Raw genomic sequence first — 24,193 nt, forward strand, 5'->3', positions numbered from 1 at the left:
CCCCCCCCCCCCCCCCCCCCTCGCGCACCGAAAGCAGAGGAACCCCGCCTGGACCATGAGCCGGGCGGCGAGGGAGACCTCGTCGGCCCGGCTCTTGTCGTTTCCAGGGCCGACGCTGCCAACCCCGCGGCCCCTGCGGGCGTGTCGTCGCATCAGGAGGAAGCCTGCACCTCGGCAGCGACGGCGCGGACGGCTCCGGCTGCGGGAGCGTGGGTGAGTCCGAATCGACTTGCAGATGAGAATGAGTATCATTCGCGGCATGACGACTCTGGCGCCCCCGAGCACGGCGGCTGCGGCACAGGCCTCCCGCCGACGGCGGGGGCGGCTGGCGCTGGCCACGACTGCGGCCGCACTCGTGGTGGTGCTGCTGCTGAGCATCGGCACCGGCCCGGTGGGCGTGCCTCCGCTGACCGTGGCGCAGATCGTCCTGGCCCACGTGCTGCCCGGGGAGCACGTGGCCGACTGGACGGCAGCGCAGGACCAGATCGTCTGGACGTTCCGGCTGCCGCGCGTGCTGATGGCCGTGCTCGTCGGCGCGTCGTTGGCCGTGGTGGGTGCCCTGCTGCAGGCGATCATCCGCAACCCGCTGGCCGATCCCTACGTGCTGGGCGCCTCCTCGGGGGCGGCTCTCGGTGCGGTCGGGGCGCTCGCGCTCGGCGCCAGCGTGCCCGGTCTGTTCGTCTCCGGGTCGGCCTTCGCCGGTGCGGCCGTGGCGGGTGTCGTCGTCTACGTCCTCGCGTCCCGGGGAGGCCGGATCGAGTCGCTCCGCCTCGTGCTGGCCGGGGTCGCGCTCTCCTACCTCTTCAGCGCGGTCACCGGGTGGATCACCGCCACTGCCGACCACGGTCGGCTGCCCGGGCTGCTGTTCTTCCTGCTCGGCAGCATCAGCTCGGCCTCCTGGGAGATGCTCGCGCTGCCGGCCGCGGCACTCGTGCTCGGTGTGGTCTACGCCCTGCGCAGGGCGAGCCACCTCGACGCGGCGATGACGGGCGACGAGACCGCCGCCTCGCTCGGCGTCGACATGACGCGGCTGCGGGTCGAGGTTCTCGTCGTCACCGCCGCGATGACCGGAGCGGTCGTCGCCGTCGCCGGTGGCATCGGCTTCGTCGGCATGGTCGTGCCCCACGTCTGCCGGCTGCTGGTCGGCGCCGGGCACCGTTCCCTCCTGCCGTTCGCAGCGCTCGCCGGTGCCCTGCTGGTGGTCGTGGTCGACACCGTGGCCCGGACGGCCGCGTCGCCGCGCGAGATCCCGCTGGGCGTGGTCACCGCACTCGTCGGCGCCCCCTTCTTCCTGTGGCTCCTGCGCACCCGCCCCGTGGGAGCAGAGCGATGAGCGCGGTGGTGGTGGACGACCTGTCGGTCCGCCTGGCCGACACCCTCGCGCTCGACGGCATCGACCTCGAGGTCCGTCCCGGTGAGGTGCTCGGGCTGCTCGGACCCAACGGGTGCGGCAAGTCGACGTTGCTGCGGACGATGTACGGCACGCAGCGGCCGAGCCGGGGAACCGTGCACCTCGACGGCCTCGACGTCGGCCGCACTCGTCGCCGCGAGGTCGCGCGCCGGTGCGCCGTGCTGACCCAGGACCACGCGCACGACGTCGAGCTGTCCGTGCTCGACGTCGTGCTGCTGGGTCGCATCCCGCACGCCGCATCACGCCGCTCGGCCCGTGACGACCTCCGTCGGGCGTCGGAGGCGCTGGAGCGGACCGACGCGGCGCATCTCGCGCACCGTGCGTTCCCGACGTTGTCCGGCGGTGAGCGTCAACGTGTGCTCCTCGCGAGGGCGCTGTGCCAGGACCCCCGGGTGCTGTTGCTGGACGAGCCCACGAATCACCTCGACGTGACCCACCAGCTGGACCTGCTGCGCACGGTCGGGCGGCTGGGCGTGACGTGCGTGGTCGCCCTGCACGACCTCACCCTCGCCGCCGCGCACTGCGACCGTCTCGCACTGCTCGACGGCGGACGCCTGGTGGCCCTCGGCACCCCGGCCCAGGTCCTCACGCCCGAGCGCGTCGAGGCCACCTACCGGGTCGCGTGCGACCTGCTGACCCACCCCCGCACCGGCCGCCCGCTCGTGGCGCTCGCCCCGCGGGACCACCGTTCCCCCACTGCCCAGGAGGCACCATGAAGCGCACCATCTTTCTGCTCGTCGCCACGGCGGCCGTCACCGCCGGATGCGGGTCCGTGAGCACGTCGGAGGCGTCCGACGCCGATGACGCCTCGGTGAACGTGACGAGCTGCGGCCGCGACGTGACCGTCGACGGCGTCCCGGAGCGAGTCGTCAGCATGCACCCGAGCCTGACCGAGCTCATGGTCCAGCTGGGCCTCGGCGACCGCGTCGTCGCGCAGGCGCAGGACGCCTTGGGCGAGCCGTCGCCGGAGCTGGAGGACGAGGTCGAGGCCATCACGTCCATCAGCGCCGACGTCCCCCCGACGCGCGAGGACCTGCTGGCCCAGAGCCCGGACTTCGTCATCAGCGGCACGGAGTACGAGTTCTCGGGCGACCAGGGCTTCGCCGGCTACGACGACCTGGAGAAGGCCGGAGCGCCGTCCTACGTCGCCACGGCGGGCTGCATCGACCGTCGCTCCGAGGGCGCCGTCAGCGACACGTTCACCGACATCGAGAACCTCGGACGGGTCTTCGACGTCACCGACCGGGCCGACGCCCTCGTGGCCGAGGCGAAGGCGGACCTCGCCGAGGTGGAGCAGATCGTGGGGGACGACGACCCGGTCCGGGCCGTCCAGGTCTACGTCGAGGGCGGCAAGCTCTACGCGATCGGCGGCGCCGTCGAGATCGACGTCCTCCGGCTCGGCGGTGGTGAGAACCTCTTCGCCGGGGACTCGCGCTTCGACGACTTCTTCGCCGCCGAGGTCAACCCCGAGGTCGTGGTCGACCTGCAGCCCGACGCCTTCGTCTTCGCCGTCAACGACGCGAAGCACGAGAAGCAGACCCGCGCCTACCTCGAGCGGACCCTCGCCGACACGCCCGCAGTGAAGAGCGGCACGCTGGTCGCCGTCGACAACACCTACGTCCAGCCCGGGACGCTGTCGGCCATCACCGGGGCCCGCATCGTCGCCGAGGCGTTGCACGGCTGAGTGGTGGGGTGGGGCCGTGGGGCGGGGTCGATGAAGGAGCTCGGGCGCGACTACGCCCTCTTCTGGGCGGCGCGAGTCCTGGCGGTGGCCGGGGCCACCATCACCGCCGTGGCGCTGCCGGTCCTGACCTACCAGCGCTCGGGCTCCCCGCTCCTGACCTCGGCGATCGCCGCGCTGCAGGTCCTGCCCTACCTCGTCCTCGGGCTGGTGGCCGGTGCCGTCGCCGACCGGGTGTCGCGCCGTCTGTTGATGGTCGGCGGCGAGGTGGTGAGCGCTGCGGCACTGGCGAGCCTGGTGCTCGTCGGCGGTGACGTGTCGGTGGGCCACATCCTCGTGGTGGCGACCGTGGTGCCGACCGCCTTCGTGTGGTTCGACGCCGCCGCGTTCGGTGCCCTCCCGGCGATCGTCGGTCGGGAGAGGATCGTGGAGGCCAACAGCGCCCTGTGGACCGCCACGACCCTCGTGGGGATCGGTGGTCCCGCGGTGGCGGGCCTGGTGGTCGCCGGATGGGGGGCGACCACGGCGCTGGCGCTCGACGTGGCCGCGTGCCTGCTGGCCGCGGCGCTGCTCGCTGCCATCGGGGTGCCGACCGGCCCCGCCCGCCGTGACGGTCCCCCCACACGGCTGTGGGCCGACATGGTCGAGGGGCTCGCCTTCGTGCTGCGGCACCCTGTCATCCGGCCCCTCACGCTCGCCGGCACGCTGAACTCCGTGGCTGCCGGCGGGGTCACCGGGCTCGTGGTGGTGCTGGCCGTCGAGGAGCTCACGCCAGCGCCGACGGCGACGTGCCGGGGCTGCTGCTCACCGCCGTGGCCGCCGGGGGGTTCCTCGCGGCCGTGACCCTTCCGCGTCTCCTGCGGGCGGTGCGCCTGGGTGTCGTGACGGTCGGCGCGCTCGTCCTTGGGCTGCCCGCGGTCCTCGTCCTGGCGGTCGCGCCGGGGGTCCCGTTCGCGTTCGCGGCGCTCCTGGTGTGGGGCCTGGCCACCACGCTCGTGGTGCTCAACGGCATCTCCACGCGGCAGCAGCTGACCCCCGACCGGCTCCAGGCGAGGGTCAACACGTCGGCCCGGATGCTCGCCTGGGGTGGGACGCCGTTCGGCGCCCTCGCCGCCGGTGCACTGGCCGAGCGTGCCGACACGACCACGGCGCTCGTCGGCGTGGCGGTCGTGTGCGCCGCGGCGGTGGTCTACGCCGTCGTGTCGGGACTCGTCGGGGTCTCGGTGTCCACCGAGGCGCCGGATGCAACGGCACAGCCGACCTCGGGCCCGGACTGACCGGCGCCGCAGCGGCGCCGAATGCACCGGGAGGTCAGCTCGGGCGAGCCGGCACCAGGGGCGCCGACAGTGCGTCGTCGTCGTTGACGGTCTCGAACGCCGTGCGGATCTGCGTGCGTCGGGTCTCGACATGGTTGGCCAGGCGGCGCGCCACCCGCGGCTTGCTCCCGACGATGCGATCGACGAGGTCCAGCGGCACCTGGAGCACCTCCACGACGCTGGTCGCCTCGCTCGAGGCCAGCGCGGGCTCGCGCGTGAGTCCGGTGATGCCGACGATCTCTCCGGCGTCGAGGTCGGTGATCGTGAGGCGCGCCCCGTCGAGCGCGGCGGCCGAGACGCGGACGGCGCCGGAGACGATGAACGACATGCGCCGCGGCGCGCGACCCTCCCACTCGATGCGCTCGCCGGGACCGTACGTCTCGATCTCGCACGCATCGGCGAGGGCCTGCACCTCCTCGGGCTGCAGGTCCAGGGTGCTCGAGACCGCCTCCAGGGCCGCGACCACGTCCTCGCGGGGGCGCTGGACGAACGTCGCGCCGTCGAGGCTGATCTCGTCGCGTCGCGAGGCGTACCAGAGCCAGGTCAGGAACAAGTGCTTGGCGCGTCCGGCGTCCGTGGCCGTGCGGAGGGGGAGGGTGACGGCGTAGCTGCCTCCTCCGTCGTTGCGCACGGTCGGGACGGCGTCGGCCCTCAGCAGCGGCAGGCTGGTCGCGACGTCGGTCAGCGTCGCGACCACCTGGTGCGGCTGGTCGGTCGTCGCCAGGGAGACGTCGACGGAGAGGTCGTGCGCCACCGTGGGTCGGCTCAGGTTGGTGAAGGAGGCCCCCGCGATGGTGGCGTTCGGGATGATCTGGATGCCGGAGCCGACGTCCACGTGGGTGGATCGCCAGTTCATCTCCACGACCTTGCCCGTGACTCCGCCGACGTCGAGGGTGTCGCCGATGGTGAACGGCTGCTCGAACAGCAGCAGCAGGCCTGAGACGACGCTGCCCACCGCGTTCTGAAGAGCGAGGCCGATGACGATCGACCCGACGCCGAGGGCCGCGAAGAGACCGCCGACGTCCAGGCCCCACACGAAGGACGCGACGATCGCCGCACCTGCGACGATGAGGACGAGCCGGGCCAGGTCGACGAAGATGCTTGGCAGGCGGTCGCGCCACGTGCCTTCGACCGCGTTGCCGAACAGCACGGCGTTGAGCCCGCCGAGCGCGGTCGCCACGGCCGTGACGCCCACGACGGTCGCGACGATCCGAACGCCGTCGTTGTCGTTCGAGAGCCCGGACGCCTGCGTGAGCAGGACGAGCAGTCCGGTCAGGGGCAGCAGGACGAGGCGGAGCCGGTTGACCGGACCGGCCAGCGGGCTGCCGCTGCGCTGGAGCCGCAGGTGCACCTCGGCGAAGACGATGACCAGCGCGGGCAGGACGACGATGAGGGCGAGCGACCAGCCGAACCACGGCTGGGACGTCAGGTCAGTCATGGCCGCCGTCCTCGGTGACCAGCCGCCAGACCGGCGACTCCGTCCCGCCCGAGGCGAGCGTGCCGGCCTGCTGGACCATGTAGGCGCCGACGAGCTGCTCCTTGACGTCGTCCGAGACGTACACGCCGGGCTCCCCGGCCACCGACCGCAGGCGGTAGGCCAGGTTCACCGCCTCGCCCCACAGGTTGTAGACCACTCCGTCTTGGCCGAGGAGCCCGCTGCGGACAGCGCCGGTGTCGATGCCCGACCGCAGGGTCAGGGCCGCACCGTTCTGGGTGTTGAACCGGTCCACGGCTTGGGCGACGCCGACGGCGAAGTCGGCCGCGCGGCGAACGTGGTCCACGCGCTGCACGACCAGGCCGCTGCTCATGACGAAGCTGGTCCCCGAAGCGCGCACCTTCTCCACACCCGTGCTGCGGGCTACCTCCGAGACGCTGCGCGACAGCCCCTCGAGGAGCGTCAGCGCCTCGTCCGTCGTCTTGGAGGCGGCGAAGTCGTCGAAGCCCTCGACGTCGGCCAGGACGACGGTCACGTCTTGGTGCTCGTCGGCGATCCCGGTCTCTCCGCCGCGGTACCGGGTCATCACCGACTCCGGCATCATCGTGCGCAGCAGTGCCTCGTTCTCCTGCTGCTGGGCCTCGAGGAGGTCCTGCTTGGACCGGAGGCTGGCGCTCATGTCGTTGAAGGCGGCGCCGAGGTCGCCGAACTCGTCCCGCGAGCCGGCATCCACCCGTGCGCCGAGGTCGCCGGCGGCCACCGCCCGCACCCCTCCCAGCAGGCGTTGCAGGGGTGCGGTGAACACCCGGGCCATCAGCACGGATGCCGCGGCGATGAGCAGGACGACCACCGCCGTGGCAAGGAGCATGTTGCGCGCGAAGTCCTGGACCGGCGCGAACGCCTCCTCGGTGTTCATCTTGGCGATGACGGTCCAGTTGAGGCCTCCGACGTCCGCCGGCCCGTACGAGTCCAGGACCTCGTGCCCGAGGTAGTCGGTCGTGACCATCGTGCCGGTCTCGCCGTTGGCGGCGCGGTTCTGCGCCTCGGACTTGATCGGCTGGCGCATCACGCTGCTGCCGGCTGCGATGATCCGCTCGACGGTCTGCTCCGGCGTCCCTCGCTCGACCGCGTGCTCGGCGTACTCCTCGGGGTCTTCGATCAGCTCGCGCGAGTTCGTCCGCATCAGGTTGTCGGGCCCGGCGAGGTAGGTCTCACCGGTCCGCCCGAGACCGGCGACGACATCGTTGCGCTGGTCACCGGTCATGATGCCGTTCAGGCGCGTGATGGGGATCTGGCTGACGTAGACGCCGACGATCTCGGACCCGTCGGCGATCGGGGACGCAAGGAAGCCGGTCGGTTCGTTGTAGGACGGCTGGTAGAGCTCGAGGTCGGCGACGGCCACGAAGTCGCGCGAGTTCGACCGCACGGCTTCGTCGAACACCTTCTCCAGCCCTCCGCCGCGGAACTCGCCGCGCTTGATGTTGCTGCCGAGGTCGACGCCCTTGTAGGCGGAGTAGACGATGTCGCCCTCGAGGTTGATGAGGAAGATGTCCTCGGCACCGGTTCGTTCCACGACCTCTCGGTAGAACGGGTGGTAGCGGCGGTGGGCCTCGGTCCACTCGCTCCCGTCGCCGGGGTCGGTGATCGCCAGCTTCTCGTCGAAGTCCTCCGACGCGGCGGTGTAGTTCGCCTGCAGGTAGGACCGTGCCGGCGACGTCGGGACGAACGACTCGGCCTGGAGCTCGCCGTCGCTAGCCTCTTGGAGCTTCGGGACGAACACGTCGGTGTAGTAGGTCTGCAGTGCCGCTCGGTCGTCGTCGGAGACGGTCGTCCCACGCAGCTCGTCGTAGCCCTCGTCGAACGCCGCGAGCGCATCGATCGAGATCCCTTGGCTGTTGAGGATGGCGGCAGCACGCTCGCTGGCGACGTAGTCCCGCACGGCCGTGGTGCGCTGCTCACGGAGGTCGGTGAGCCGCGCGAAGGACGTCTCGCGCAGCGCCTCGGTCCCTGACCGATAGCCGAAGAAGCCGACGACTGCGGCAGCGATGATGCTGGACAGCAGCAGCATGACCAGGAGCTTCGTCTGGATGCTGCCGACGCCCCGCCATCGGGGGGGTCGGGGGCTCGCGTCCGCCGAGGTCGTCGCGGGGAGGGGCGTGCCGGCATCGGCAGTCATGGGAAGACCTTCCAAATGAAAAGTGGCATGCTTATCCTAGAAGTGCCAGGAGCCCGCTCGGGAGTCCTTCGGTGGTTTTTCTTTTTCTTGGGAGCCGGGATGCGACAGTCGTTCGTCGTGGGTCTGTCTGCCCTGGTTGTGCTGCTGTGCACCGCGGGTCCCGCAGCGGCAGACACACGCGGTCACTGGGCGCAGGTCCAGGACTGGGACAACGACGCCAAGACCGCCACCATCGCGGTGCCCGACGTCGGCGGCTTCCCCGACGCGGCCCTGACGTCGACGACGGCCGGACCGGCCGGACCCGAGTCGGGTGCGACCAGGTGGCTGGGAGCGTTCACGGGCCCGGGCGGGACCTACGGATCGAGCCAGGGGCAGCAGTACCTGAGCCTGCGACCCGCCGGCAACAGCGCTGCTTCTCCCTCGGTCAGCACCTACACGTTCGAGCACCCGACGCCCGCGGGTGGATGGGCCTTCACGCTGGGCGACGTCGACGCGGAGTACCTCGACGTCGCCGCCGAGGGTGTCGACGGTGAGCCCGTCGACCTGGCGGACCTGGGCTTCCGGTCCGGCTTCAACTACTGCCAGGGATCGCCGAGGCCGTCGGGGTGCAGTGCGGCCAAGGCGCAGCCGGAGCCGCTCTGGGACGCGACCGCCGGACGGCTCGCCGGACCCGAGGTGGACTCCGACGGCGCCCCGGTCCCCGGGTGGAGCGACACCGACGGCGCCGCAGCGTGGTTCGAGCCGTCCGTCCCCTTGCGCTCACTGACCGTTCGAGCCACCTGGCGCATCGGGTCCCCGACGTACCAGACCTGGTTCTCCGCCCTCTCTCGCGATGCGTCGGGCACCGTGACCGCGACGCCGGAGTGCAGCGCTGCCGACCTGTCCGTGACGCTGCGTGACGGTGGCGGCGACGTGGTCGCGTCCACCACGACGGCCGCCGACGGAACCTGGTCGGTCGACGACCTCGCCACCTACGACGACTGGTCGGTCGAGGTGGACGCACCCGACGGCTGCAGCGTGGTCGGGCCGCCCACCCGGTCGGTCGACCTGTCGAGCACCGACGCGGTCGTCGACGTCGACCTCGAGGTCGTCACGGGCTCGGTCGGGGGTCAGGTCACCGAGACGGACGGATCACCCCTGCCCGAGGTCGCCCTGACGGTCGAGTCGCCCGACGGCACGACGAGCGTGGCCACGACGGACGACGACGGGGTCTACGGCCCGGTCGAGCTCCCGCCGGGTGAGGCGTCGATCGCGATCGCCCCGCCGGACGGCTACACCGTCGTCGGCGACGAGACGGTCACCGTGACGGTGACCGACGACGGCGAGGACCGTGCGGTCGACTTCACCCTCGAGCGCGAGATCGACCCGCCCGTCGAACCGCCGGTCGGGTCCGACGAGGGCGAGGTCGACGCCGGTGCCGGCGGAGGTCCCGTGGCCGACGGGGCACCGACGTCGCCAGGACTGCCCGACGCCGGGGGTCCTGCGTTGGCCCTGATCCTCGGTGGCGTCAGCGCGGTGCTATCGGGACTCGCGATGGCGCGTCGGCGCGGACGGGCCTGACCCCCCGTCGCTCGCGAGCGACGGGCCGCCGCGTCAGTCGTCGAGTGCGTCGAGCTGCTCCAGCGCCTCGCGGGCCCGGGCGCGACGGGCGTCGGGATCGTCCTCCCACCAGCGCGGGCCGCGTTCGCCGAGGCCGTGCTTCGCGAGCCCGACGCGGTGACGCGCGGCGGCCACGGCCTCGTCGTCGCCGTCCTTCTTCGCCACGCGGACTCCTGAACGTCCGCGGCCGAGGTGCGACGTGAGCGCCTCGACCACGTCGTCGGGCAGGCAGGGGTCGGTCCGGCGCCACCGCCGGCCCTTGACCACGAAGAAGTGGTCGTCCTCCACCGGTCCGTCACCCACGGCCGCGTCGTCTCAGTGCGGGACCTTGACCGCCACGACCGGCGCGTCGGCCTCGAGCAGGATGCGCTGGGACGTGCTGCCGAGCACCAGCTTGCCCACGGGGGAGCGGCGACGCTGACCGATGACCACGAGCGAGACGTCATCGGCCTTCGCGTGGTCGAGGATCGAGTCGGCGGCCCCGCCGGCGCCGCGGAAGTGCACGACCTCACCGGTCACGCCGTCCTCGGCCAGGCGCGACTCGAGCGCGTCGATCTGCTGCTCCTCGGAGATCGCCTCGTCGGTGTCGGCGCCGGGCGTGGCCACCACGACCACCCGCGAGCCGTCCCTCTTGGCCTGGGCCAGGGCCCACGCCAGCGCGGCCTCGCCCTCGGGGGTCGGGACGTATCCCGCCACGATCGTGCTCATGTCATCTCCTCGTCGTCGACGTCCCCCACCGTAGTCGCCGTGGCCACGCCGGTCGTGACGAAAGCCCACGGGCGTCCCACCGACGGGACCGGGAGGTAGCCCTGGTCGAGCTGGTTCGTCGCGAACCCGGCCTGCGCGAGTGCCTCGACGGGGTCGCGCGTCAGGTGGCAGCCCCCGAACAACCGCTGCTGCACGCCGTCGAGCCGACGTTGCCAGCGCGCGACGCCCGCGTCGGGAGCGAGCCCGTGCTCGACCAGGTGCAGGGCGCCGTCCGGGCGCAGCACGCGACGAGCCTCGGCCAGCACGGCGGCCGGGTCGTCGACGGTGCAGAGCGTGAACGCGACCAGGACCGCGTCGACCGACCCGGTCCCGACGTCGACCCGGGACCCGTCGAGCCCCACACGCCGGACCGCCGCCGAGCAGTCGGCACGCCGCCCGGAGGACAGCTCCCACGCCACGTCGGAGGGCTCGACGGCCAGCAGCTCGTCCACCGCCGGGGGCAGGAAGCGACAGCTGGTGCCCGAGCCGAAGCCGATCTCGAGCACACGGCCGCTCAACCCGCGGGCGACCCGCACGCGGACGTCGTCGAGCTGCGCGTCACCGCAGGCGCGGTCGACGATCCGTGGCACCACGTGCCGGTCCCACCAGCCCATGGGCCACCGTAGGCCGCCGAGGGAGTCAGGCGGGGCGGGGGCGCGCGAGCAGGGCGTCGACGCTCCAGCGTCCAGGCCCGACGAGCGCCAGCAGGAAGCCCGCGGCCGCCAGCACGATCACGAACTCGGCACCACCGTCGGCCACGAGGAACGCGTCACGGTGGGCGAACCAGGCCGCGCCCAGCATGGCCACGCCGAGCAGCGGTGCCACGACCGTGGTCAGTGCGCCGGCGACGAGCAGGACGCCGCCCGCCACCTCGAGCGTGGCCAGGAGCACGGCGGTGACGTCGGCCAGCGGCACGCCCATCTGAGCGAACCCGTCCTGCGTGCCACCGATGCCGGCCGACCACTTCTGCCAGCCGTGCACGACGAAGACGACGCCGACGACCACTCGCCCGAGGAGCAGGCCGGCGTCGCGGGCGACGGCGGGCCGGTGGTGGTCGAGCGTGCGAGCGAGGCCGGACGTGGCCCGGGTCGATGTGGACTGCGTGGACATGGGACCCCCGAGGTCGTGTGGACGGTACGAGAGGTGGGACGAACGGCCCGCCCCGACCGTTCCGGGGACCGGTGTGAGCCGGGTCGCGTCGAGGCCGGCGCTGGCCCCTGCGGAAGCGGTCACGACCACGGGCGCGGGGCCCTACGCTCGTCCCGTGGCCACGTACCTCTCCTTCCTGGCGTTCGCGGCGCTGCTCGCCGTCGCGCCGGGACCCGACACGTTCCTGACCCTGCGCGCAAGCGTCGTGGGCGGACGTCGGCGCGGGATGTACACGGCCGTCGGCATCACGGCCGCCGGTGCGGTCCAGGGACTCCTCGCCGCCATGGGACTGGGTGCGGTGCTCGCCGCCTCCGAGCCGGTGTTCCTCACGATCCGGTGGGCCGGGGTCGTCTACCTCACGTGGCTCGGGGTCACGGCCCTGCGCTCGGCCCTGCGCCGCGACGGGAGCGCCTGGGCCGTCGGCTCGGGTCGCGCCCAGGTGCGGCGTCGCACCGCCGTGCGCCAGGGCTTCGTCTGCAACATCACGAACCCCAAGGTGCTCGCCTTCAACCTTGCGGTGCTGCCGCAGTTCGTGGGCCGCGACCAGGGCGTGGCCGTGCTCGCTGCCTATGCGCTGACCCTCGTCGCGGTGGGCGCCGTGGTGCTGCTCGTGGTCGTGCACGGGGCGTCCGCCGCCGCGTCACGGATCGCCCGCCCGGGGTTCCGGCGCGGCATCGACGGCGGCACGGGCGTGGTCATGCTCGGCTTCGCGACCGCCCTGGCCGCCGAGTCCTGAGGCTCAGGCGCCCGACCAGCCGAAGGTCGTCGGACCGTCCTCGAGGGCGGCGGCCACGCGACCGCGCATGTCGGCGGTCATGTCCGGCAGGTCGTCGAGGTCGAACCAGCGCGCCTCGGTGTTCTCGTCGTCGGCGGGATGCGGCTCGCCCGAGACCCACCGCAGGCCGAAGGTGATGTCCGTGTACTGGGTCCGGTCGCCGTTGGCGTAGACGACGACGTCGGTGACCCCCACGCGCGCGACGCGCACCGGCTCCGCCACGACGCCGGCCTCCTCGAGGGTCTCCCGCACCGCGGCGTCGGCAGGCTCCTCGCCGGGGTCGATGATGCCGGTGACCGGTGTCCACGTGCCGTCGTCGGCCCGGCGGACGAGCAGGACCTCGTCGCCGCGCGTGGTCACCGCCGTGACGCCGGGGAGCCACAGCGGGTCGGTCCCGATCTTCTCGCGGAGGGCGAGGATGAAGTCCGGGGTGCTCATGGCACGAGGGTAGGCGGCACGACTCCGGCGGGGGCGCGGATGGAATGGTCCGCCGCCGTGGTCCGTTGACCATGACATGCGTGCCATGACCTATGCCCAGTACGGAGACAACGACGTCCTCGAGCTCACCGACCAGCCGACCCCCAAGGTCGGACCGGGTGAGCTGCTCGTGGAGGTGCGAGCGGCCTCCGTGAACCCCGTCGACTGGAAGCTCATGAGCGGTGGTCTCGACGCCCTCATGGACGTCCGGTTCCCCGTGGTCCCGGGCTGGGACGTCGCCGGTGTCGTGGCCCAGGTGGGCATCGACACGCCCGAGTTCTCCGTGGGCGACGAGGTCGTGGCCTACAACCGCAAGGACTACGTCCACGGCGGGACCTTCGCCGAGTACACGACGGTCCCGGTGCGTGCCGCCGCCCGCAAGCCGGTCGACGTGTCGTGGGAGGAGGCCGCGTCGCTCCCGCTCGCCGGCCTCACCGCCTTCCAGGCGCTCGAGCGGCTCGAGGTCGGCCCGGAGGACACGGTCCTCGTGCACGGCGCCGGCGGAGGCGTCGGCTCGTTCGCGGTGCAGCTGGCCGCGCGGGCCTTCCGCGCCCGGGTGATCGGCTCGGCGTCCAGCAGCCAGCACGACCGCATCCGCGACCTCGGTGGCGAGCCGGTCGAGTACGGCGACGGCCTGGTCGAGGCCGTGCGCGGGCTCGCCCCCGACGGCGTCTCCGTGGTGCTCGACCTCGTCGGCGGTGTCGTGGACCAGACCACGGCGCTGCTCGAGGAGGACGGCCGTCACGCCTCCATCGCCGACGACGCCGTGCTCGGTGCCGGTGGCGCCTGGTTGTGGGTGCGCCCCGACGCCGACGACCTGGGTCGGCTCGTCGGGCTGGTCGACGACGGCACGCTGCGCATCGAGGTGGAGGACACCTACCCCCTCGAGGAGCTTCCCGCGGCCTTCGCCCGCAGCCAGGAGGGTCACGTGCACGGCAAGCTCGCCGTGCGCGTCAGCACCGACTGACTCCGCTCGGCTCCTCCCGCGCGCCGGGTGGGCCCGCAGGCCCACGTCGGCTGAGCCGCTCGACCCTCGCGCCGTCACGACCGGGCGCGACACAGTGGACGCGACGACGAGAGGAGACACCGTGGAGCGCATCGCCGCACCTGCTCACCGCAGGTCCGAGATCGAGCGACGCCGACGCCAGGTGCGCCGCGTCGTCGCCACGGCCGCGCTCGAGGCCGCCCTCACCCATCCGGCGACGGCGGGACACCGTCGCCGGCCGACCGTGCTCTCCGGACACGGTCGTTCCTGAGGCCGCGTCGTCGCCCTCCTCCAGGGGGCGGCGACGCGTCCGGTCCGCGACGCCCGTCCGCATCGGGGGGACGGGCGTCGTGATGCGGATCGAAGCGTCCGTGGCTACCGTCGGGACCATGCCGTCCAGTGCCCCGCAGAAGAAGCCCAGCACCTCCGCCAAGGTCCTCTACCGGCCCGTCGGGCTCGTGAGCTCCATCCTCGGCGGCTTGTTCGCCAGCATGATCTTCAAGCAGGTCTGGAAGCGAGTGAGCCCCTCGACGGACGCCAGCGGCGACGTCCCCGGTCCGCTGCAGAGCGAGTACCCGTTCAAGGAGATCATGCTCGCCGCCGTGCTCCAGGGCGCGATCTACGCCGCCGTGAAGGCCGTCATCGACCGCCAGGGCGCGCGCACCTTCGAGAAGGTCACCGGGGAGTGGCCCGGCTCCTGAGTCCCGACCGACCCGCACGACGAGGCGCCACCCGCTCCACGGAGCAGGTGGCGCCTCGGTGCTGTCCGGGTGGGCGTCGGGGGCGTCAGCCCGCGAAGACCTCGACGAGCTTCGCGTCGAACGCGGGCAGGTCGTCGGGGTTGCGCGAGGTGACGAGGTCCCAGCCGTTCGCCGGGCAGTGCACGACCTCCGCGTCCTCCCACGTGCCGCCCGCGTTGCGGACGTCGGTGGTCAGCGACGGGAAGGACGTGAGCGTCTTGCCCGGCAGCACGCCGGCCTCGACGAGGATCCAGGGCGCGTGGCAGATCGCCGCGATCGGCTTGCCGGCGTCGACGAACGCCTTCACGAGCGCGACGGAGTCGGCGTCGGCACGGACCTTGTCGGCGTTCACGGTTCCACCGGGCAGCACGAGCGCGTCGTAGTCCGCCGCCGAGGCGTCGGCCACGGCCACGGTGGCCTCGAAGGTGGCGTCCTTGTCGACGTCACCGACCATCGACTGCACCGTCGCGGCCTCGGGTGCCACGTGCACCGGTGTTCCGCCGGCGTCGAGGACGGCCTGCCAGGGCTGCTCGAGCTCGGGCTTCTCCACGCCGATCTGGGCGGTGAGGAAGGCGACGGTCCTGCCGTTCAACGAGGTTTCGGACATGGTTGTCCTCCTGTTCGTGGGAGTCGACGTCTCAGGCGACGTCGTGGGTGCGGGGTCGGCGCTCGAGGATCTCGCGCCGCTCCGCCTCGCTCAGGCCGCCCCAGACGCCGTACGGCTCCTGGACGGCGAGCGCGTGCTCACGGCACTGCTCGATGACCGGGCAGCGGGCGCAGAGCGCCTTCGCCGCCTCCTCGCGTCGGGCCTTCGGCGTGCCGCGCTCGGCCTCGGGGGAGAAGAACCCCTCCGGGTCGACGTCGCGGCAGAGGCCGTCGTACTGCCACTCGTACGTCTCCTGCAGTGGCATGGGGAGTCTTTTGATGCTGACCATGATCGTGCCCCCTCTCGGCGGACGTCGGAAGCTCCGACCTGTCTCACCTCGATGGGCCCGAAGCGGTGTGCTCCACCTCGAACGCAACTTCTTCACAACCTATCCAGGTGGCTCCCCGAATGGCAACCCTGCGCAAGAGGCCTACAGTGGCAGCAAGGCCCGATGCGGCCGGGAGGTGACGTGGTGAAGGACTCGCCGGGACGTCCCGACGAACCGCGCCCGACGGCCGGCGAGTGGGTCGACGTCGCTCACGCCGGAGGCGACCTCACGTGGGGCGTCGGAGCCGTGTCGTCGCGTCTGGGCGTCGCTGCCTCCACGCTCCGCACGTGGGAGCGCCGCTACGGGATCGGTCCCAGCCATCGCACCCACGGTGGTCACCGTCGCTACACCGAGCGCGACATCAGTCGGGTCGAGCTGGTGCGACGCATGGTGGCCCGCGGTGTCTCCGCCCAGGACGCGGCCCGCGTGGCGCGCCACCTCGACCGCGACGACCTGTCGTCGGCCCTGCGGGGCGAGACGCCCAGCGAGACCGACCTGGCGACCGACGACCTGCTCGACTCGCTGCTGGCTGCCGCCACGGCGGCGGACGAGCAGCGGCTCCACGACCTGCTGCTCGCCATGCTGGCCGGCACCCCGGTGCTGGAGGTCTGGCGTGACGTGCTCTCGCCGACCCTCTGCCGGCTGACCCACGAGGTGTCCCGCGGTGCGGTCACGGCGGAGTCCCAGACCCTCGCCCGGAAGGCCGTGCTCGAGCACCTGCACGACGTCCGTGGCACCCAGGACGCCCGGCGTCGCAACGGCGTCAAGGCGCAGGTGCTGCTCGCGACCTTCGTCGACGAGGCGAAGGCGCTGCCGTTCGTCGCGTGGGGGGCGGCGCTCGCCCAGGCCGACATCGGCCTGCGGATCGTCGGCCCCGACGTCGACCTGCGCGAGGTGCTCGACCTCGCCACGCACCTGTCGCCCTCCGTCGTGGTCACGTGGGGCGCCCCCGCGGAGTCCGCGTCGCTCGTCCGTCGTCACCTCGACGCCGGCCAGTCCGGCTCGTTCATCCGGGCCTCCGGCGCCTGGCCCGACGAGATGAGCATCCGGTTCGGCCTGGAGGCCCCCGAGATCCCCACCGACGTCCACGGTGCGGTCCGGCAGGTCCTCGACCGCGTCCGCTGACGGTCGGTCCGGCACTACCGGCGGGTAACCTGAGGTCATGACCAGTGCCGCCGTCACCACCCGCATCGAGGGCCACCTCGCCTACGTGAGCCTCAACCGGCCCGAGAAGCTCAACGGGGTCGACTTCGAGGTGCTCGACGGGCTGCTCGAGGCCGCGGCCGAGCTGCGCCGCGACCGCGACGTCCGCGCGGTCGTGCTCCAGGGCGAGGGCAGCTCCTTCTGTGCCGGACTCGACTTCGCGACGGTCAGCCCGCAGAAGAAGAAGGTCGCCGCGTTCTTCCTCACGCCTCCGTGGCGGGCGACGAACGGGTTCCAGCAGGCGCTCTGGGCCTGGCGGGAGCTCCCCGTGCCGGTCATCGCCGTGACGCGCGGCCACGTGTTCGGGGCGGGGATCCAGCTGGCCCTCGCAGCCGACTTCCGGTTCACGACGCCCGACGCGCAGTGGTCGGTGCTGGAGGCCAAGTGGGGTCTGGTGCCCGACATGAGCGGCACGGTCCCCCTCGTCGAGCTGGTGGGCGCCGACGTCGCCAAGCGGCTCGCCATGACGGGCGAGGTCGTGAGCGGGTCGGAGGCGGTCGAGATCGGCCTGGCGTCCGGCGTGGCCGACGACCCGCTGAAGCCGGCGCTCGAGCTGGTCGACGCGATCGTCGCCCGCTCGCCCGACTCGGTCGCCGCGACCAAGAAGCTGCTCAACGGTGTGCGGCTCGGCGGTCTGCGGTCGGCGTTCCGGCGTGAGCGGGTCTACCAGCTGCGGATGTTCCGCTCGCCCAACACGGCCATCGCTCGCCGTGCCGGCATGAAGCGCGAGACCCCCGAGTTCGGCCCCCGCACGTTTGACTGAACCCGAGCGAGCGCAGCGAGCGAGCGGTTCAGTCAGATCGAGTGGTCCACCGGCGGAGCCGGTCCAGCTGTATCGAGATCCAGCAAGCGTCCAGACTCAGCCATGCCCGCGCGCAGAGCCTGAACGGTTCAGTCATGTGGAGCCGTCGCAACCAGGGCACAGCTGCGGCGGAGATCGAGATCCGGCGAGCGTCCAGACCCGGCTGACCACACGTCAGCACCGCCGAGCCGTTGCCGAGTGGTCTCGATACGCGCCGACGAGCTCGCTGGCGCTCGCCGTCGGCGCTACTCGACCAGCGGGTGGCGTCGGCGCCGGTCGGGCCGCTGGCTGCCGTTGTTAGGCTGACGCGCGTGACGGACGAGAAGCGCAAGAAGGTCGCCGACCAGTACGACCGCGGCTACGACTACACGACGTACTGGGACAACCGCGACTACGAGCACGCTGCCGAGGAGGCCGCGATCCGACGCCTGCTCGACGGCCGGCACTTCGGTCGCGCGGCCGACGTGGGCGGCGGCTTCGGCCGGCTCTGCCTGCTGCTGCGCGAGTACGCCGACCACGTGACGCTGGCCGAGCCGAGCCGCACCCAGCTGGAGGCCGCCGAGCGCGTCCTCGCCGGCACCGACATCGCCCAGGTGCAGATGCAGGCCGACGACCTGCAGTTCGACGACGCCTCGCTCGACCTGCTGACGATGGTGCGGGTCATGCACCACATCCCCGAGCCGTCGACGGAGTTCGGCGAGATCGCGCGCGTGCTCAAGCCCGGCGCGACGGCGCTGATCGAGGTCGCGAACTACGGCCACTTCCTGAACCGGCGCCGGTTCAAGAAGCAGGGCACGCCGCTGCCGAAGGAGCCGGTGAGCATCCGCACGGCCACGGCGGACGAGCCCGATGCGATCGCCTTCGTCAACCACAACGTCGACACCGTGGTCGCCCAGCTGTCCGACGTCGGCCTCGGTCTCGAGCGCAAGCTGTCGGTCTCGAACCTGCGCAGCGAGAAGCTCAAGAAGGCTCTCCCCACGCGGCTGCTCGTGTCGGTCGAGAAGGCGCTGCAGGAGCGGCTCGCCGCCAACGACTTCGGCCCCAGCATCTTCCTGGAGCTGCGCCGCCGCTGAGCGGCACCACCCGACGCGCACGACGACGGGCCGGTCCTTCCTCGGAAGGACCGGCCCGTGGTGCGTCTCGGTGAGGTGTCAGCGGCGCTTGACCCAGGCGGCGCGAGCCGCGACCGCGGTGTCGGGGTAGTCGGCGAAGACCCCGTCCACGTCGGCCTCGAAGTAGCGGCGCAGCTCGGTGGCCACGTCGCCACGGGCATTGGGGTCGGACCCGATGCGCAGGTCCGTCGGCAGGAACCGGTTCTCGTCGCGGATCGTGTAGACGGCCACCTTGAGGCCGGCGCGGTGCGCGTCGTCCACGAGCGACGTCGCCTCGGTGTGGGCGCCGGACGCGTCGCGGGGGATGACCTGGCTCTTCTCCGGGCCGATCCACCGGGCGTAGCGGGCCACGTCGCGCAGGCCCTCGGGCGTCAGGAGGTCCGCGTAGGTGGTGCTCCTGCCCTGAGCGACCAGGTCGTACGGGGCGCCGGACCCCGACGTGAGCTGCACCAGGGGGACCCTCGTCCAGCGAGCCAGCTCGCGGAGGTTCGACGTCTCGAACGACTGGATGACGACCGGCGCGTTGCGGCGGTCCCACCCGGCCTGGCGCAGCGACCGCACGAGCGGCTTGGACAGGTCGAGGCCGATGGACCGGAAGTACGTGGGGTGCTTGGTCTCCGGCGCCACCGAGATGGTGCGGCGTCCGCGGCTCTCGCGCCGGGCCAGCTCGATCACCTCGTCGAACGTGGGGACCTCGTAGCGGCCGTCGTAGACCGTGTTGCCAGGACGGACCTGGGGCAGGCGCTCGATGGCGCGCAGCGTCTTCAGCTCGGCCAGCGTGAAGTCCTCGGTGAACCAGCCGGTCACGTCCACGCCGTCGATGACCTTCGTGGTGCGCCGGTCCGCGAACTCCGGGTGCGAGGCGACGTCGGTGGTGCCGCTGATCTCGTTCTCGTGGCGGGCCACGAGCACGCCGTCCTTCGTGCTGACGAGGTCGGGCTCGATGACGTCGGCGCCCTGACGGATGGCCAGCTCGTAGGCGGCGAGGGTGTGCTCGGGCCGGTAGCCCGAGGCACCGCGGTGCGCGAACACCGTGATGCTGCGGGTGGGCTTCTTCGGTCCCTGCGTGGTGGTCGGCTTGTCGACGACCGGAGCGGAGGGTGCGGCGACGGCCACGCTCGGCGTGGCGATGATGCCGGCTGCGGCGATGCCGATGGCGAGGAGCTTCATGACTCCAGGGCAACCGCTGCGGGTGAACGCCGGGCGACGTGCGTCCGCCGGGCGCGTGACGGTCAGAGGGCGTCGAGGCGGCGCAGCACGTCGCGCACGTGCCCGAGGGCGTTCTTCTCGGCCAGGCCCGTCGTGTCGTCGAAGTACAGCCCGTCGCCGATCAGCTGGATGGTGCGGGCGAGCGACTCGTCGCCCAGGTGCTCGCGCAGGACGACGAACCAGCCCTCGCGCAGGTCGGCCAGCGCGTCGGAGGCGCGTGCGTCGTTCTCCTGGGCGATGCGTCCGGCTGCGATGAGGGCGCGGTCGAAGTCGCTGCCGGAGTCGACCGAGGTCTCGAGGTAGTAGTCGACCGGACCCTTCGGAGCACGGCTCATGGCGTCGGCGTCGCGGGCTCCCTGCTCGCGCAGGCGGGTCAGCATGCCGTCGACCAGCTCGTCCTTGCTGTGGAAGTGGTAGAGCAGCCCGCCCTTGGACACCTCGGCGAGCGCGGCGACGGCGTCGAGGGTGGCTGCGCGGCTGCCCTGCGTGACCAGGAGCGTCTCGAAGGCGTCGAGCACGCGGTCACGGGTGGAGCGTTCGGCCGACGGCATGGCGCGAGCCTACCTGCGGCGGTGCGACGAGGATCACCGCCGCACAGCAGCGCAGGGGGTGGTGACTGTACCGGCTGGACGGTATAGTGGTGCTCGGCCCGGACGACTGTCCGGGCCGTTCGCCGTCCGCCGGAAGGAGGCCCGCCATGACCACCATCGATCCCCGCTTGAGCTCATCTGCCCCGTCATCTGCAGCACTGCCCGAGGTGCCCCCCGTCCGTGCGGGCCTGCGCGAGTGGTGCGCCCTCGCCGTCCTGATGATCCCGGTGCTCCTCGTCTCGGTCGACAACACCGTTCTCAGCTTCGCGCTCCCCTCCATCAGCACCGAGCTGCGCCCGACCGGCAACCAGCTGCTGTGGATCGTCGACGTCTACGCACTGATGCTCGCCGGTCTGCTCATCGCGATGGGCAGCATCGGCGACCGCGTGGGCCGGCGCCGTCTGCTGGTCATCGGTGCGGTGGGCTTCGGTGCGGCCTCGCTCGTCGCGGCGTACGCGAGCAGCGCCGAGACGCTGCTCGTCGCCCGTGCCCTGCTGGGCTTCTTCGGCGCCACGCTCATGCCGTCGACGCTGTCGCTGATCCGCAACGTCTTCCACCACGCGCAGGACCGACGCCTGGCCATCGCCGCCTGGGCCGCCATGTTCTCCGGTGGCGCCGCCCTGGGCCCGGTGCTCGGCGGGTACCTGCTCGAGCACTTCTGGTGGGGCTCGGTCTTCCTCATCAACGTGCCGCTCATCGTGCTGCTCGTCCCGCTGGCCCTGTGGCTCGTGCCGGAGTCCAAGGACCCGAGCCCCGGCCCGCTCGACCCGACCTCGATCGTGCTCGCGGTCGTGGCGATGCTGCCCGTCGTCTACGGGATCAAGCACCTCGCCAAGGCCGGCGTCGACGACGTGACGCTCGGCTCGTTCGCCTTGGGCATCGCTGCCGGCGCGCTGTTCGTGCGTCGCCAGCAGCGCAGCGCCTCGCCCATGCTCGACCTGTCGCTGTTCCGCAACCGGGTCTTCAGCGGTGCGCTCGCGGCCAACCTGCTCAGCCTGATGGGCCTGACCGGGTTCCTGTTCTTCGCCGCGCAGCTGCTGCAGCTGGTGCTGGGCATGTCGCCCATGGACTCGGCCATGGTGCTCCTCCCGGGTCTCGTCGTGACGATGGCCGCCGGCTTCCTGGCCGTGCGTCTCGTGCGCCGCTTCCCCGTGCGGGTCCTCGTGAGCCTCAGCTTCGTGGCGTCCTCGGCCGGCTACGCCGTGGCGGCCTTCACCGGCCACCCGACCGTCGCGACCGTGCTCGTCGCCTTCGTGGTGATGGGGGTGGGCATCGGCCTGGCCGAGACGCTCACCAACGACCTCGTGCTCGCGGCGGTGCCCCCGCACAAGGCGGGGTCGGCGTCGGCGATCTCCGAGACCGCCTACGAGATCGGCGCCGTGCTGGGCACCGCCGTGCTGGGCAGCATCCTCACGGCCACCTACCGCGCCGAGCTGACCGTGCCGGCCATGCTGCAGCACGGCGAGCGCGACCACGCCTTCGAGACGCTCGGCAGCACGCTCACCATGGCCGAGCGCTACCCCAACGAGATGGGGGCGGCGCTCGCCGAGTCGGCACGGGCTGCCTTCGACCTCGGGGTCCAGCGCACGTCGGGGCTCGCGATCGGCATCGCCCTGCTCGCGGCGCTGGTCTCGTGGCGCACGCTCAAGCACGCGCCGGCGGTCGAGGGCGTCCAGCACTGATCCGTGCCAGCATGTCCGCATGGGGCGGTCGGCCGGGGCGGTGCTGGTGGGCGTGCTTCTCGTCGGGTCATGCGGCGGCGGAGGCGAGGACGACCTCGCGGCACTCGAGCGGCAGGTCGCTGTGGCGGACCGCGCCATGGAGGCGGTGGGGACGAGCCTGCTGCAGGAGCCTGGTGGTCGCACCACCGGACCCGGGAGAGGCACCTACGGTGAGTGCCTTCCGCCGTCGCGGCAGGTCGACTACGGCGCCAGGGTGACCTTCCGCTCGCTCGGCGTGTCCGACGGGGAGGCCGAGGAGATCGCCGAGCGGGTGCTCGAGGACCTGGGCTGGACGGTCGAGCTGGGACCGGGCGACGGGTTCCGAGCCGACCGCGGACCGATGGTCGCCTACCTGAACGTCGAAGGCCTCGGAGCCAGGTTCTCGGTCGACACCGAGTGCGTGGACGTGCCGGATCGTGCTGCTGTCCTCGAGCGGCCCGAGACGACGTTCGGCCTCGACTGACGGGCACGCGCCGACGGTCCGTGCCAGCATGACGAGATGATCCGATACCTCGCGGTCCTCGTGCTGTCGGTGGCGGCCGCGGTCGGGTGGGTTCTCGCACTCGGGACGTCAGCGCTGTGGTGGTGGGCCGCGGCCCCGCTCACGGTGCTGGCGGTGACGGGGCTGCACGACCTGCTGCAGCGTCGGCACAGCATCCTGCGCAACTACCCGGTGCTCGGGCACGCGCGCTTCGCGATGGAGCGGCTGCGGCCCGAGATCCAGCAGTACTTCATCGAGTCCAACACCGGTGGCACGCCCTTCGACCGCGAGACCCGCGACCTCGTCTACGACCGGGCCAAGGGCAACCACGGCGAGGAGCCCTTCGGCACCGAGCGCGACGTGAACGCCGTGGGCTACGAGTTCGTGGCCCACTCCATGCGCGCGCGCTCCAAGCCCGACGTCCGCCCGACCGTGCGGCTCGGTGGGCCGGAGTGCACGCAGCCCTACGACATCGCCCTGCTGAACGTGTCGGCGATGAGCTTCGGGTCGCTGTCGGGCAACGCGATCGAGGCGCTCAACGGCGGCGCGGCGCTGGGCGGCTTCGCCCACGACACCGGTGAGGGCTCCATCTCCCGGTACCACCGCAGGCGCGGCGGCGACCTCATCTGGGAGATCGGCTCGGGCTACTTCGGGTGCCGGACCGAGGACGGTGGCTTCGATCCCGAGAAGTTCGCCGAACGGGCGGTCGACCGGCAGGTGAAGGCGATCTCGATCAAGGTGTCGCAGGGCGCCAAGCCGGGCTTGGGCGGTCTGCTGCCCGGCGCGAAGGTGAACGACGAGATCGCCGAGGCGCGAGGCGTCGCGATCGGCACGACGGTGGTCTCCCCGCCCACGCACCGTGCGTTCGACACGCCCCTCGGGCTGGTCGACTTCGTGTCCGACCTGCGCCGGCTCAGCGGCGGCAAGCCGGTGGGGTTCAAGCTGTGCATCGGCTCGCGGCGGGAGTTCCTCGCCGTCTGCAAGGCGATGGTCGAGCGCGGGAGCACGCCCGACTTCATCATCGTCGACGGGTCCGAGGGCGGGACGGGGGCCGGGCCGGTGGAGTTCGAGGACCACGTAGGCATGCCGCTCACCGAAGGCCTCATGTTCGTGCACAACGCCCTGGTCGGGACCGGGCTGCGCGACCGGGTCAAGATCGGCGCGAGCGGCAAGGTCGCGACCGGGATCGACATCGTGAAGCGGATCTGCCAGGGCGCGGACTTCACGCTGGCGGCCCGCGCCATGATGTTCGCCGTCGGGTGCATCCAGGCCCAGACCTGCCACACCAACACCTGCCCGGTGGGCGTCGCGACGCAGGACCCGTGGCGCGCTCGGGCCCTCGTGGTCGACGACAAGGTGCACCGGGTGCGCGACTTCCAGGCCAACACGGTCAACAGCGCACAGCAGATCGTCGCGTCGATGGGGCTGGACTCCTTCGACGACCTCACCCCGCGCAAGCTGTTCCGGCGCGTCGACCCGCAGGTGACCCAGACCTACGCCGAGCTCTTCGAGTGGCTCGAGCCCGGTGCCCTGCTCGCCACGCCGCCGGAGGGCTGGGTGAGGGACTGGACCACGGCCTCGCCGGAGACGTTCGAGCCGAAGCTCTAGCG

27 protein-coding genes are annotated in these 24,193 nt (G+C 72.2%); 16 read left to right on the plus strand and 11 right to left on the minus strand.

Annotated features, from left to right (window positions below; all coding sequences use genetic code 11):
• The first annotated feature begins 259 nt into the window (after positions 1 to 259).
• The 5 genes from RQG84_RS16795 to RQG84_RS16815 are packed head-to-tail and all read left to right on the plus strand — an operon-like array spanning position 260 to position 4,369.
• Complete coding sequence (locus RQG84_RS16795) at positions 260 to 1,333, plus strand: iron ABC transporter permease (protein ID WP_311210965.1); 1,074 nt, start codon at positions 260 to 262, stop codon at positions 1,331 to 1,333.
• Positions 1,330 to 2,127, plus strand: a complete 798-nt coding sequence (locus tag RQG84_RS16800; protein ID WP_311210966.1) for an ABC transporter ATP-binding protein — start codon at positions 1,330 to 1,332, stop codon at positions 2,125 to 2,127. Before RQG84_RS16795 ends, RQG84_RS16800 begins: the two co-directional genes overlap by 4 nt.
• On the plus strand, positions 2,124 to 3,095 hold the full coding sequence (locus RQG84_RS16805) for an ABC transporter substrate-binding protein (protein ID WP_311210967.1): 972 nt from the start codon (positions 2,124 to 2,126) through the stop codon (positions 3,093 to 3,095). Before RQG84_RS16800 ends, RQG84_RS16805 begins: the two co-directional genes overlap by 4 nt.
• Before the next feature lie 30 nt (positions 3,096 to 3,125).
• Positions 3,126 to 3,935 (plus strand): MFS transporter, encoded by an 810-nt coding sequence (locus RQG84_RS16810; protein ID WP_311210968.1) that lies wholly within the window; start codon positions 3,126 to 3,128, stop codon positions 3,933 to 3,935.
• A complete protein-coding gene (locus RQG84_RS16815; RefSeq protein WP_311210969.1) occupies positions 3,932 to 4,369 on the plus strand; it encodes a hypothetical protein in 438 nt (145 codons plus the stop codon). Before RQG84_RS16810 ends, RQG84_RS16815 begins: the two co-directional genes overlap by 4 nt.
• Before the next feature lie 34 nt (positions 4,370 to 4,403).
• Here RQG84_RS16815 and RQG84_RS16820 read toward each other — a convergent pair whose 3' ends face one another.
• On the minus strand, positions 4,404 to 5,846 hold the full coding sequence (locus RQG84_RS16820) for a mechanosensitive ion channel family protein (RefSeq protein WP_311210970.1): 1,443 nt from the start codon (positions 5,844 to 5,846) through the stop codon (positions 4,404 to 4,406).
• Positions 5,839 to 8,019: an adenylate/guanylate cyclase domain-containing protein gene (locus RQG84_RS16825; RefSeq protein ID WP_311210971.1), complete on the minus strand. Its 2,181-nt coding sequence runs from the start codon at positions 8,017 to 8,019 to the stop codon at positions 5,839 to 5,841. Before RQG84_RS16825 ends, RQG84_RS16820 begins: the two co-directional genes overlap by 8 nt.
• A 99-nt stretch (positions 8,020 to 8,118) precedes the next feature.
• On the opposite strand from RQG84_RS16825, the gene RQG84_RS16830 reads away from it, so the two are divergent.
• A complete protein-coding gene (locus tag RQG84_RS16830) occupies positions 8,119 to 9,579 on the plus strand; it encodes a carboxypeptidase regulatory-like domain-containing protein (protein WP_311210972.1) in 1,461 nt (486 codons plus the stop codon).
• A gap of 33 nt (positions 9,580 to 9,612) precedes the next feature.
• Here the strand turns inward: RQG84_RS16830 and RQG84_RS16835 are convergent, their stop codons facing one another.
• Genes RQG84_RS16835 through RQG84_RS16850 form a run of 4 tightly spaced genes read right to left on the minus strand, consistent with a single transcriptional unit; the run spans position 9,613 to position 11,475 of the window.
• Positions 9,613 to 9,921: a hypothetical protein gene (locus RQG84_RS16835; RefSeq protein ID WP_311210973.1), complete on the minus strand. Its 309-nt coding sequence runs from the start codon at positions 9,919 to 9,921 to the stop codon at positions 9,613 to 9,615.
• Between the two features lie 12 nt (positions 9,922 to 9,933).
• Positions 9,934 to 10,326, minus strand: coding sequence for a universal stress protein (locus RQG84_RS16840; RefSeq protein WP_055961890.1), 393 nt, complete (start codon positions 10,324 to 10,326; stop codon positions 9,934 to 9,936).
• Entirely contained in the window at positions 10,323 to 10,979 is a 657-nt protein-coding gene (locus RQG84_RS16845; RefSeq protein ID WP_311210974.1) for a class I SAM-dependent methyltransferase, read from the minus strand. The genes RQG84_RS16840 and RQG84_RS16845 overlap by 4 nt, the downstream gene beginning before the upstream one ends.
• Positions 10,980 to 11,004: 25 nt before the next feature.
• Complete coding sequence (locus RQG84_RS16850) at positions 11,005 to 11,475, minus strand: DoxX family protein (protein WP_311210975.1); 471 nt, start codon at positions 11,473 to 11,475, stop codon at positions 11,005 to 11,007.
• 154 nt (positions 11,476 to 11,629) lie between these two features.
• On the opposite strand from RQG84_RS16850, the gene RQG84_RS16855 reads away from it, so the two are divergent.
• Entirely contained in the window at positions 11,630 to 12,250 is a 621-nt protein-coding gene (locus RQG84_RS16855) for a LysE family translocator (protein WP_311210976.1), read from the plus strand.
• A 3-nt stretch (positions 12,251 to 12,253) separates the two neighbouring features.
• Here RQG84_RS16855 and RQG84_RS16860 read toward each other — a convergent pair whose 3' ends face one another.
• Positions 12,254 to 12,727 carry an NUDIX domain-containing protein gene (locus tag RQG84_RS16860; protein WP_311210977.1) on the minus strand — a complete coding sequence of 158 codons (474 nt, stop codon included), beginning with the start codon at positions 12,725 to 12,727 and terminating at the stop codon, positions 12,254 to 12,256.
• Between the two features lie 85 nt (positions 12,728 to 12,812).
• Between RQG84_RS16860 and RQG84_RS16865 the strand changes: the two genes are divergently transcribed.
• The 3 genes from RQG84_RS16865 to RQG84_RS16875 all read left to right on the plus strand — a co-directional run bounded on the left by RQG84_RS16865 (position 12,813) and on the right by RQG84_RS16875 (position 14,452).
• On the plus strand, positions 12,813 to 13,733 hold the full coding sequence (locus RQG84_RS16865; RefSeq protein ID WP_311210978.1) for an NADP-dependent oxidoreductase: 921 nt from the start codon (positions 12,813 to 12,815) through the stop codon (positions 13,731 to 13,733).
• A 121-nt stretch (positions 13,734 to 13,854) separates the two neighbouring features.
• Complete coding sequence (locus RQG84_RS16870) at positions 13,855 to 14,022, plus strand: hypothetical protein (protein WP_156364910.1); 168 nt, start codon at positions 13,855 to 13,857, stop codon at positions 14,020 to 14,022.
• Positions 14,023 to 14,140: 118 nt separating this feature from the next.
• The gene (locus tag RQG84_RS16875; RefSeq protein WP_055966037.1) at positions 14,141 to 14,452 is read left to right on the plus strand and encodes a DUF4235 domain-containing protein; all 312 of its coding nucleotides are present in this window, start codon (positions 14,141 to 14,143) and stop codon (positions 14,450 to 14,452) included.
• An 85-nt stretch (positions 14,453 to 14,537) separates the two neighbouring features.
• On the opposite strand, the gene RQG84_RS16880 is transcribed toward RQG84_RS16875, so the two are convergent.
• Both RQG84_RS16880 and RQG84_RS16885 read right to left on the minus strand, forming a co-directional pair.
• Positions 14,538 to 15,098, minus strand: a complete 561-nt coding sequence (locus RQG84_RS16880) for a DJ-1/PfpI/YhbO family deglycase/protease (RefSeq protein ID WP_311210979.1) — start codon at positions 15,096 to 15,098, stop codon at positions 14,538 to 14,540.
• Positions 15,099 to 15,129: 31 nt separating this feature from the next.
• Positions 15,130 to 15,426: a WhiB family transcriptional regulator gene (locus RQG84_RS16885; RefSeq protein WP_311210980.1), complete on the minus strand. Its 297-nt coding sequence runs from the start codon at positions 15,424 to 15,426 to the stop codon at positions 15,130 to 15,132.
• Between the two features lie 183 nt (positions 15,427 to 15,609).
• Between RQG84_RS16885 and RQG84_RS16890 the strand changes: the two genes are divergently transcribed.
• From RQG84_RS16890 to RQG84_RS16900, 3 genes are all read left to right on the plus strand, one after another.
• Positions 15,610 to 16,590 carry a MerR family transcriptional regulator gene (locus RQG84_RS16890; protein WP_311210981.1) on the plus strand — a complete coding sequence of 327 codons (981 nt, stop codon included), beginning with the start codon at positions 15,610 to 15,612 and terminating at the stop codon, positions 16,588 to 16,590.
• A gap of 37 nt (positions 16,591 to 16,627) precedes the next feature.
• Positions 16,628 to 17,431: a crotonase/enoyl-CoA hydratase family protein gene (locus RQG84_RS16895; RefSeq protein WP_311210982.1), complete on the plus strand. Its 804-nt coding sequence runs from the start codon at positions 16,628 to 16,630 to the stop codon at positions 17,429 to 17,431.
• Positions 17,432 to 17,781: 350 nt separating this feature from the next.
• Positions 17,782 to 18,543 (plus strand): class I SAM-dependent methyltransferase, encoded by a 762-nt coding sequence (locus tag RQG84_RS16900; protein WP_311210983.1) that lies wholly within the window; start codon positions 17,782 to 17,784, stop codon positions 18,541 to 18,543.
• Between the two features lie 78 nt (positions 18,544 to 18,621).
• Here RQG84_RS16900 and RQG84_RS16905 read toward each other — a convergent pair whose 3' ends face one another.
• Complete coding sequence (locus RQG84_RS16905) at positions 18,622 to 19,752, minus strand: glycerophosphodiester phosphodiesterase (protein WP_311210984.1); 1,131 nt, start codon at positions 19,750 to 19,752, stop codon at positions 18,622 to 18,624.
• Between the two features lie 62 nt (positions 19,753 to 19,814).
• The gene (locus RQG84_RS16910) at positions 19,815 to 20,342 is read right to left on the minus strand and encodes a TetR/AcrR family transcriptional regulator (protein ID WP_055961854.1); all 528 of its coding nucleotides are present in this window, start codon (positions 20,340 to 20,342) and stop codon (positions 19,815 to 19,817) included.
• A 146-nt stretch (positions 20,343 to 20,488) separates the two neighbouring features.
• Between RQG84_RS16910 and RQG84_RS16915 the strand changes: the two genes are divergently transcribed.
• Genes RQG84_RS16915 through RQG84_RS16925 form a run of 3 tightly spaced genes read left to right on the plus strand, consistent with a single transcriptional unit; the run spans position 20,489 to position 24,191 of the window.
• Entirely contained in the window at positions 20,489 to 22,063 is a 1,575-nt protein-coding gene (locus tag RQG84_RS16915) for an MFS transporter (RefSeq protein WP_311210985.1), read from the plus strand.
• A gap of 19 nt (positions 22,064 to 22,082) precedes the next feature.
• Positions 22,083 to 22,565, plus strand: coding sequence for a hypothetical protein (locus RQG84_RS16920; RefSeq protein WP_311210986.1), 483 nt, complete (start codon positions 22,083 to 22,085; stop codon positions 22,563 to 22,565).
• Positions 22,566 to 22,601: 36 nt separating this feature from the next.
• Complete coding sequence (locus RQG84_RS16925; protein WP_311210987.1) at positions 22,602 to 24,191, plus strand: FMN-binding glutamate synthase family protein; 1,590 nt, start codon at positions 22,602 to 22,604, stop codon at positions 24,189 to 24,191.
• The last annotated feature ends 2 nt before the right edge of the window (positions 24,192 to 24,193 follow it).

This window comes from Aeromicrobium sp. WCS2018Hpa-31 (assembly GCF_031843905.1).
Taxonomy (GTDB): domain Bacteria; phylum Actinomycetota; class Actinomycetes; order Propionibacteriales; family Nocardioidaceae; genus Aeromicrobium.

Excerpts from the sequence above, each read along its gene's own strand:
- RQG84_RS16875 (WP_055966037.1), top strand. The coding sequence starts at position 14,141 with ATGCCGTCCAGTGCCCCGCAGAAGAAGCCCAGCACCTCCGCCAAGGTC.
- RQG84_RS16920 (WP_311210986.1), top strand. The coding sequence starts at position 22,083 with ATGGGGCGGTCGGCCGGGGCGGTGCTGGTGGGCGTGCTTCTCGTCGGG.
- RQG84_RS16925 (WP_311210987.1), top strand. The coding sequence starts at position 22,602 with ATGATCCGATACCTCGCGGTCCTCGTGCTGTCGGTGGCGGCCGCGGTC.
- RQG84_RS16850 (WP_311210975.1), bottom strand. The coding sequence starts at position 11,475 with ATGTCCACGCAGTCCACATCGACCCGGGCCACGTCCGGCCTCGCTCGC.
- RQG84_RS16905 (WP_311210984.1), bottom strand. The coding sequence starts at position 19,752 with ATGAAGCTCCTCGCCATCGGCATCGCCGCAGCCGGCATCATCGCCACG.
- RQG84_RS16895 (WP_311210982.1), top strand. The coding sequence starts at position 16,628 with ATGACCAGTGCCGCCGTCACCACCCGCATCGAGGGCCACCTCGCCTAC.
- RQG84_RS16880 (WP_311210979.1), bottom strand. The coding sequence starts at position 15,098 with ATGTCCGAAACCTCGTTGAACGGCAGGACCGTCGCCTTCCTCACCGCC.
- RQG84_RS16845 (WP_311210974.1), bottom strand. The coding sequence starts at position 10,979 with ATGGGCTGGTGGGACCGGCACGTGGTGCCACGGATCGTCGACCGCGCC.
- RQG84_RS16865 (WP_311210978.1), top strand. The coding sequence starts at position 12,813 with ATGACCTATGCCCAGTACGGAGACAACGACGTCCTCGAGCTCACCGAC.
- RQG84_RS16825 (WP_311210971.1), bottom strand. The coding sequence starts at position 8,019 with ATGACTGCCGATGCCGGCACGCCCCTCCCCGCGACGACCTCGGCGGAC.
- RQG84_RS16795 (WP_311210965.1), top strand. The coding sequence starts at position 260 with ATGACGACTCTGGCGCCCCCGAGCACGGCGGCTGCGGCACAGGCCTCC.
- RQG84_RS16915 (WP_311210985.1), top strand. The coding sequence starts at position 20,489 with ATGACCACCATCGATCCCCGCTTGAGCTCATCTGCCCCGTCATCTGCA.
- RQG84_RS16885 (WP_311210980.1), bottom strand. The coding sequence starts at position 15,426 with ATGGTCAGCATCAAAAGACTCCCCATGCCACTGCAGGAGACGTACGAG.
- RQG84_RS16840 (WP_055961890.1), bottom strand. The coding sequence starts at position 10,326 with ATGAGCACGATCGTGGCGGGATACGTCCCGACCCCCGAGGGCGAGGCC.
- RQG84_RS16805 (WP_311210967.1), top strand. The coding sequence starts at position 2,124 with ATGAAGCGCACCATCTTTCTGCTCGTCGCCACGGCGGCCGTCACCGCC.
- RQG84_RS16810 (WP_311210968.1), top strand. The coding sequence starts at position 3,126 with ATGAAGGAGCTCGGGCGCGACTACGCCCTCTTCTGGGCGGCGCGAGTC.
- RQG84_RS16830 (WP_311210972.1), top strand. The coding sequence starts at position 8,119 with ATGCGACAGTCGTTCGTCGTGGGTCTGTCTGCCCTGGTTGTGCTGCTG.
- RQG84_RS16820 (WP_311210970.1), bottom strand. The coding sequence starts at position 5,846 with ATGACTGACCTGACGTCCCAGCCGTGGTTCGGCTGGTCGCTCGCCCTC.
- RQG84_RS16800 (WP_311210966.1), top strand. The coding sequence starts at position 1,330 with ATGAGCGCGGTGGTGGTGGACGACCTGTCGGTCCGCCTGGCCGACACC.
- RQG84_RS16910 (WP_055961854.1), bottom strand. The coding sequence starts at position 20,342 with ATGCCGTCGGCCGAACGCTCCACCCGTGACCGCGTGCTCGACGCCTTC.
- RQG84_RS16860 (WP_311210977.1), bottom strand. The coding sequence starts at position 12,727 with ATGAGCACCCCGGACTTCATCCTCGCCCTCCGCGAGAAGATCGGGACC.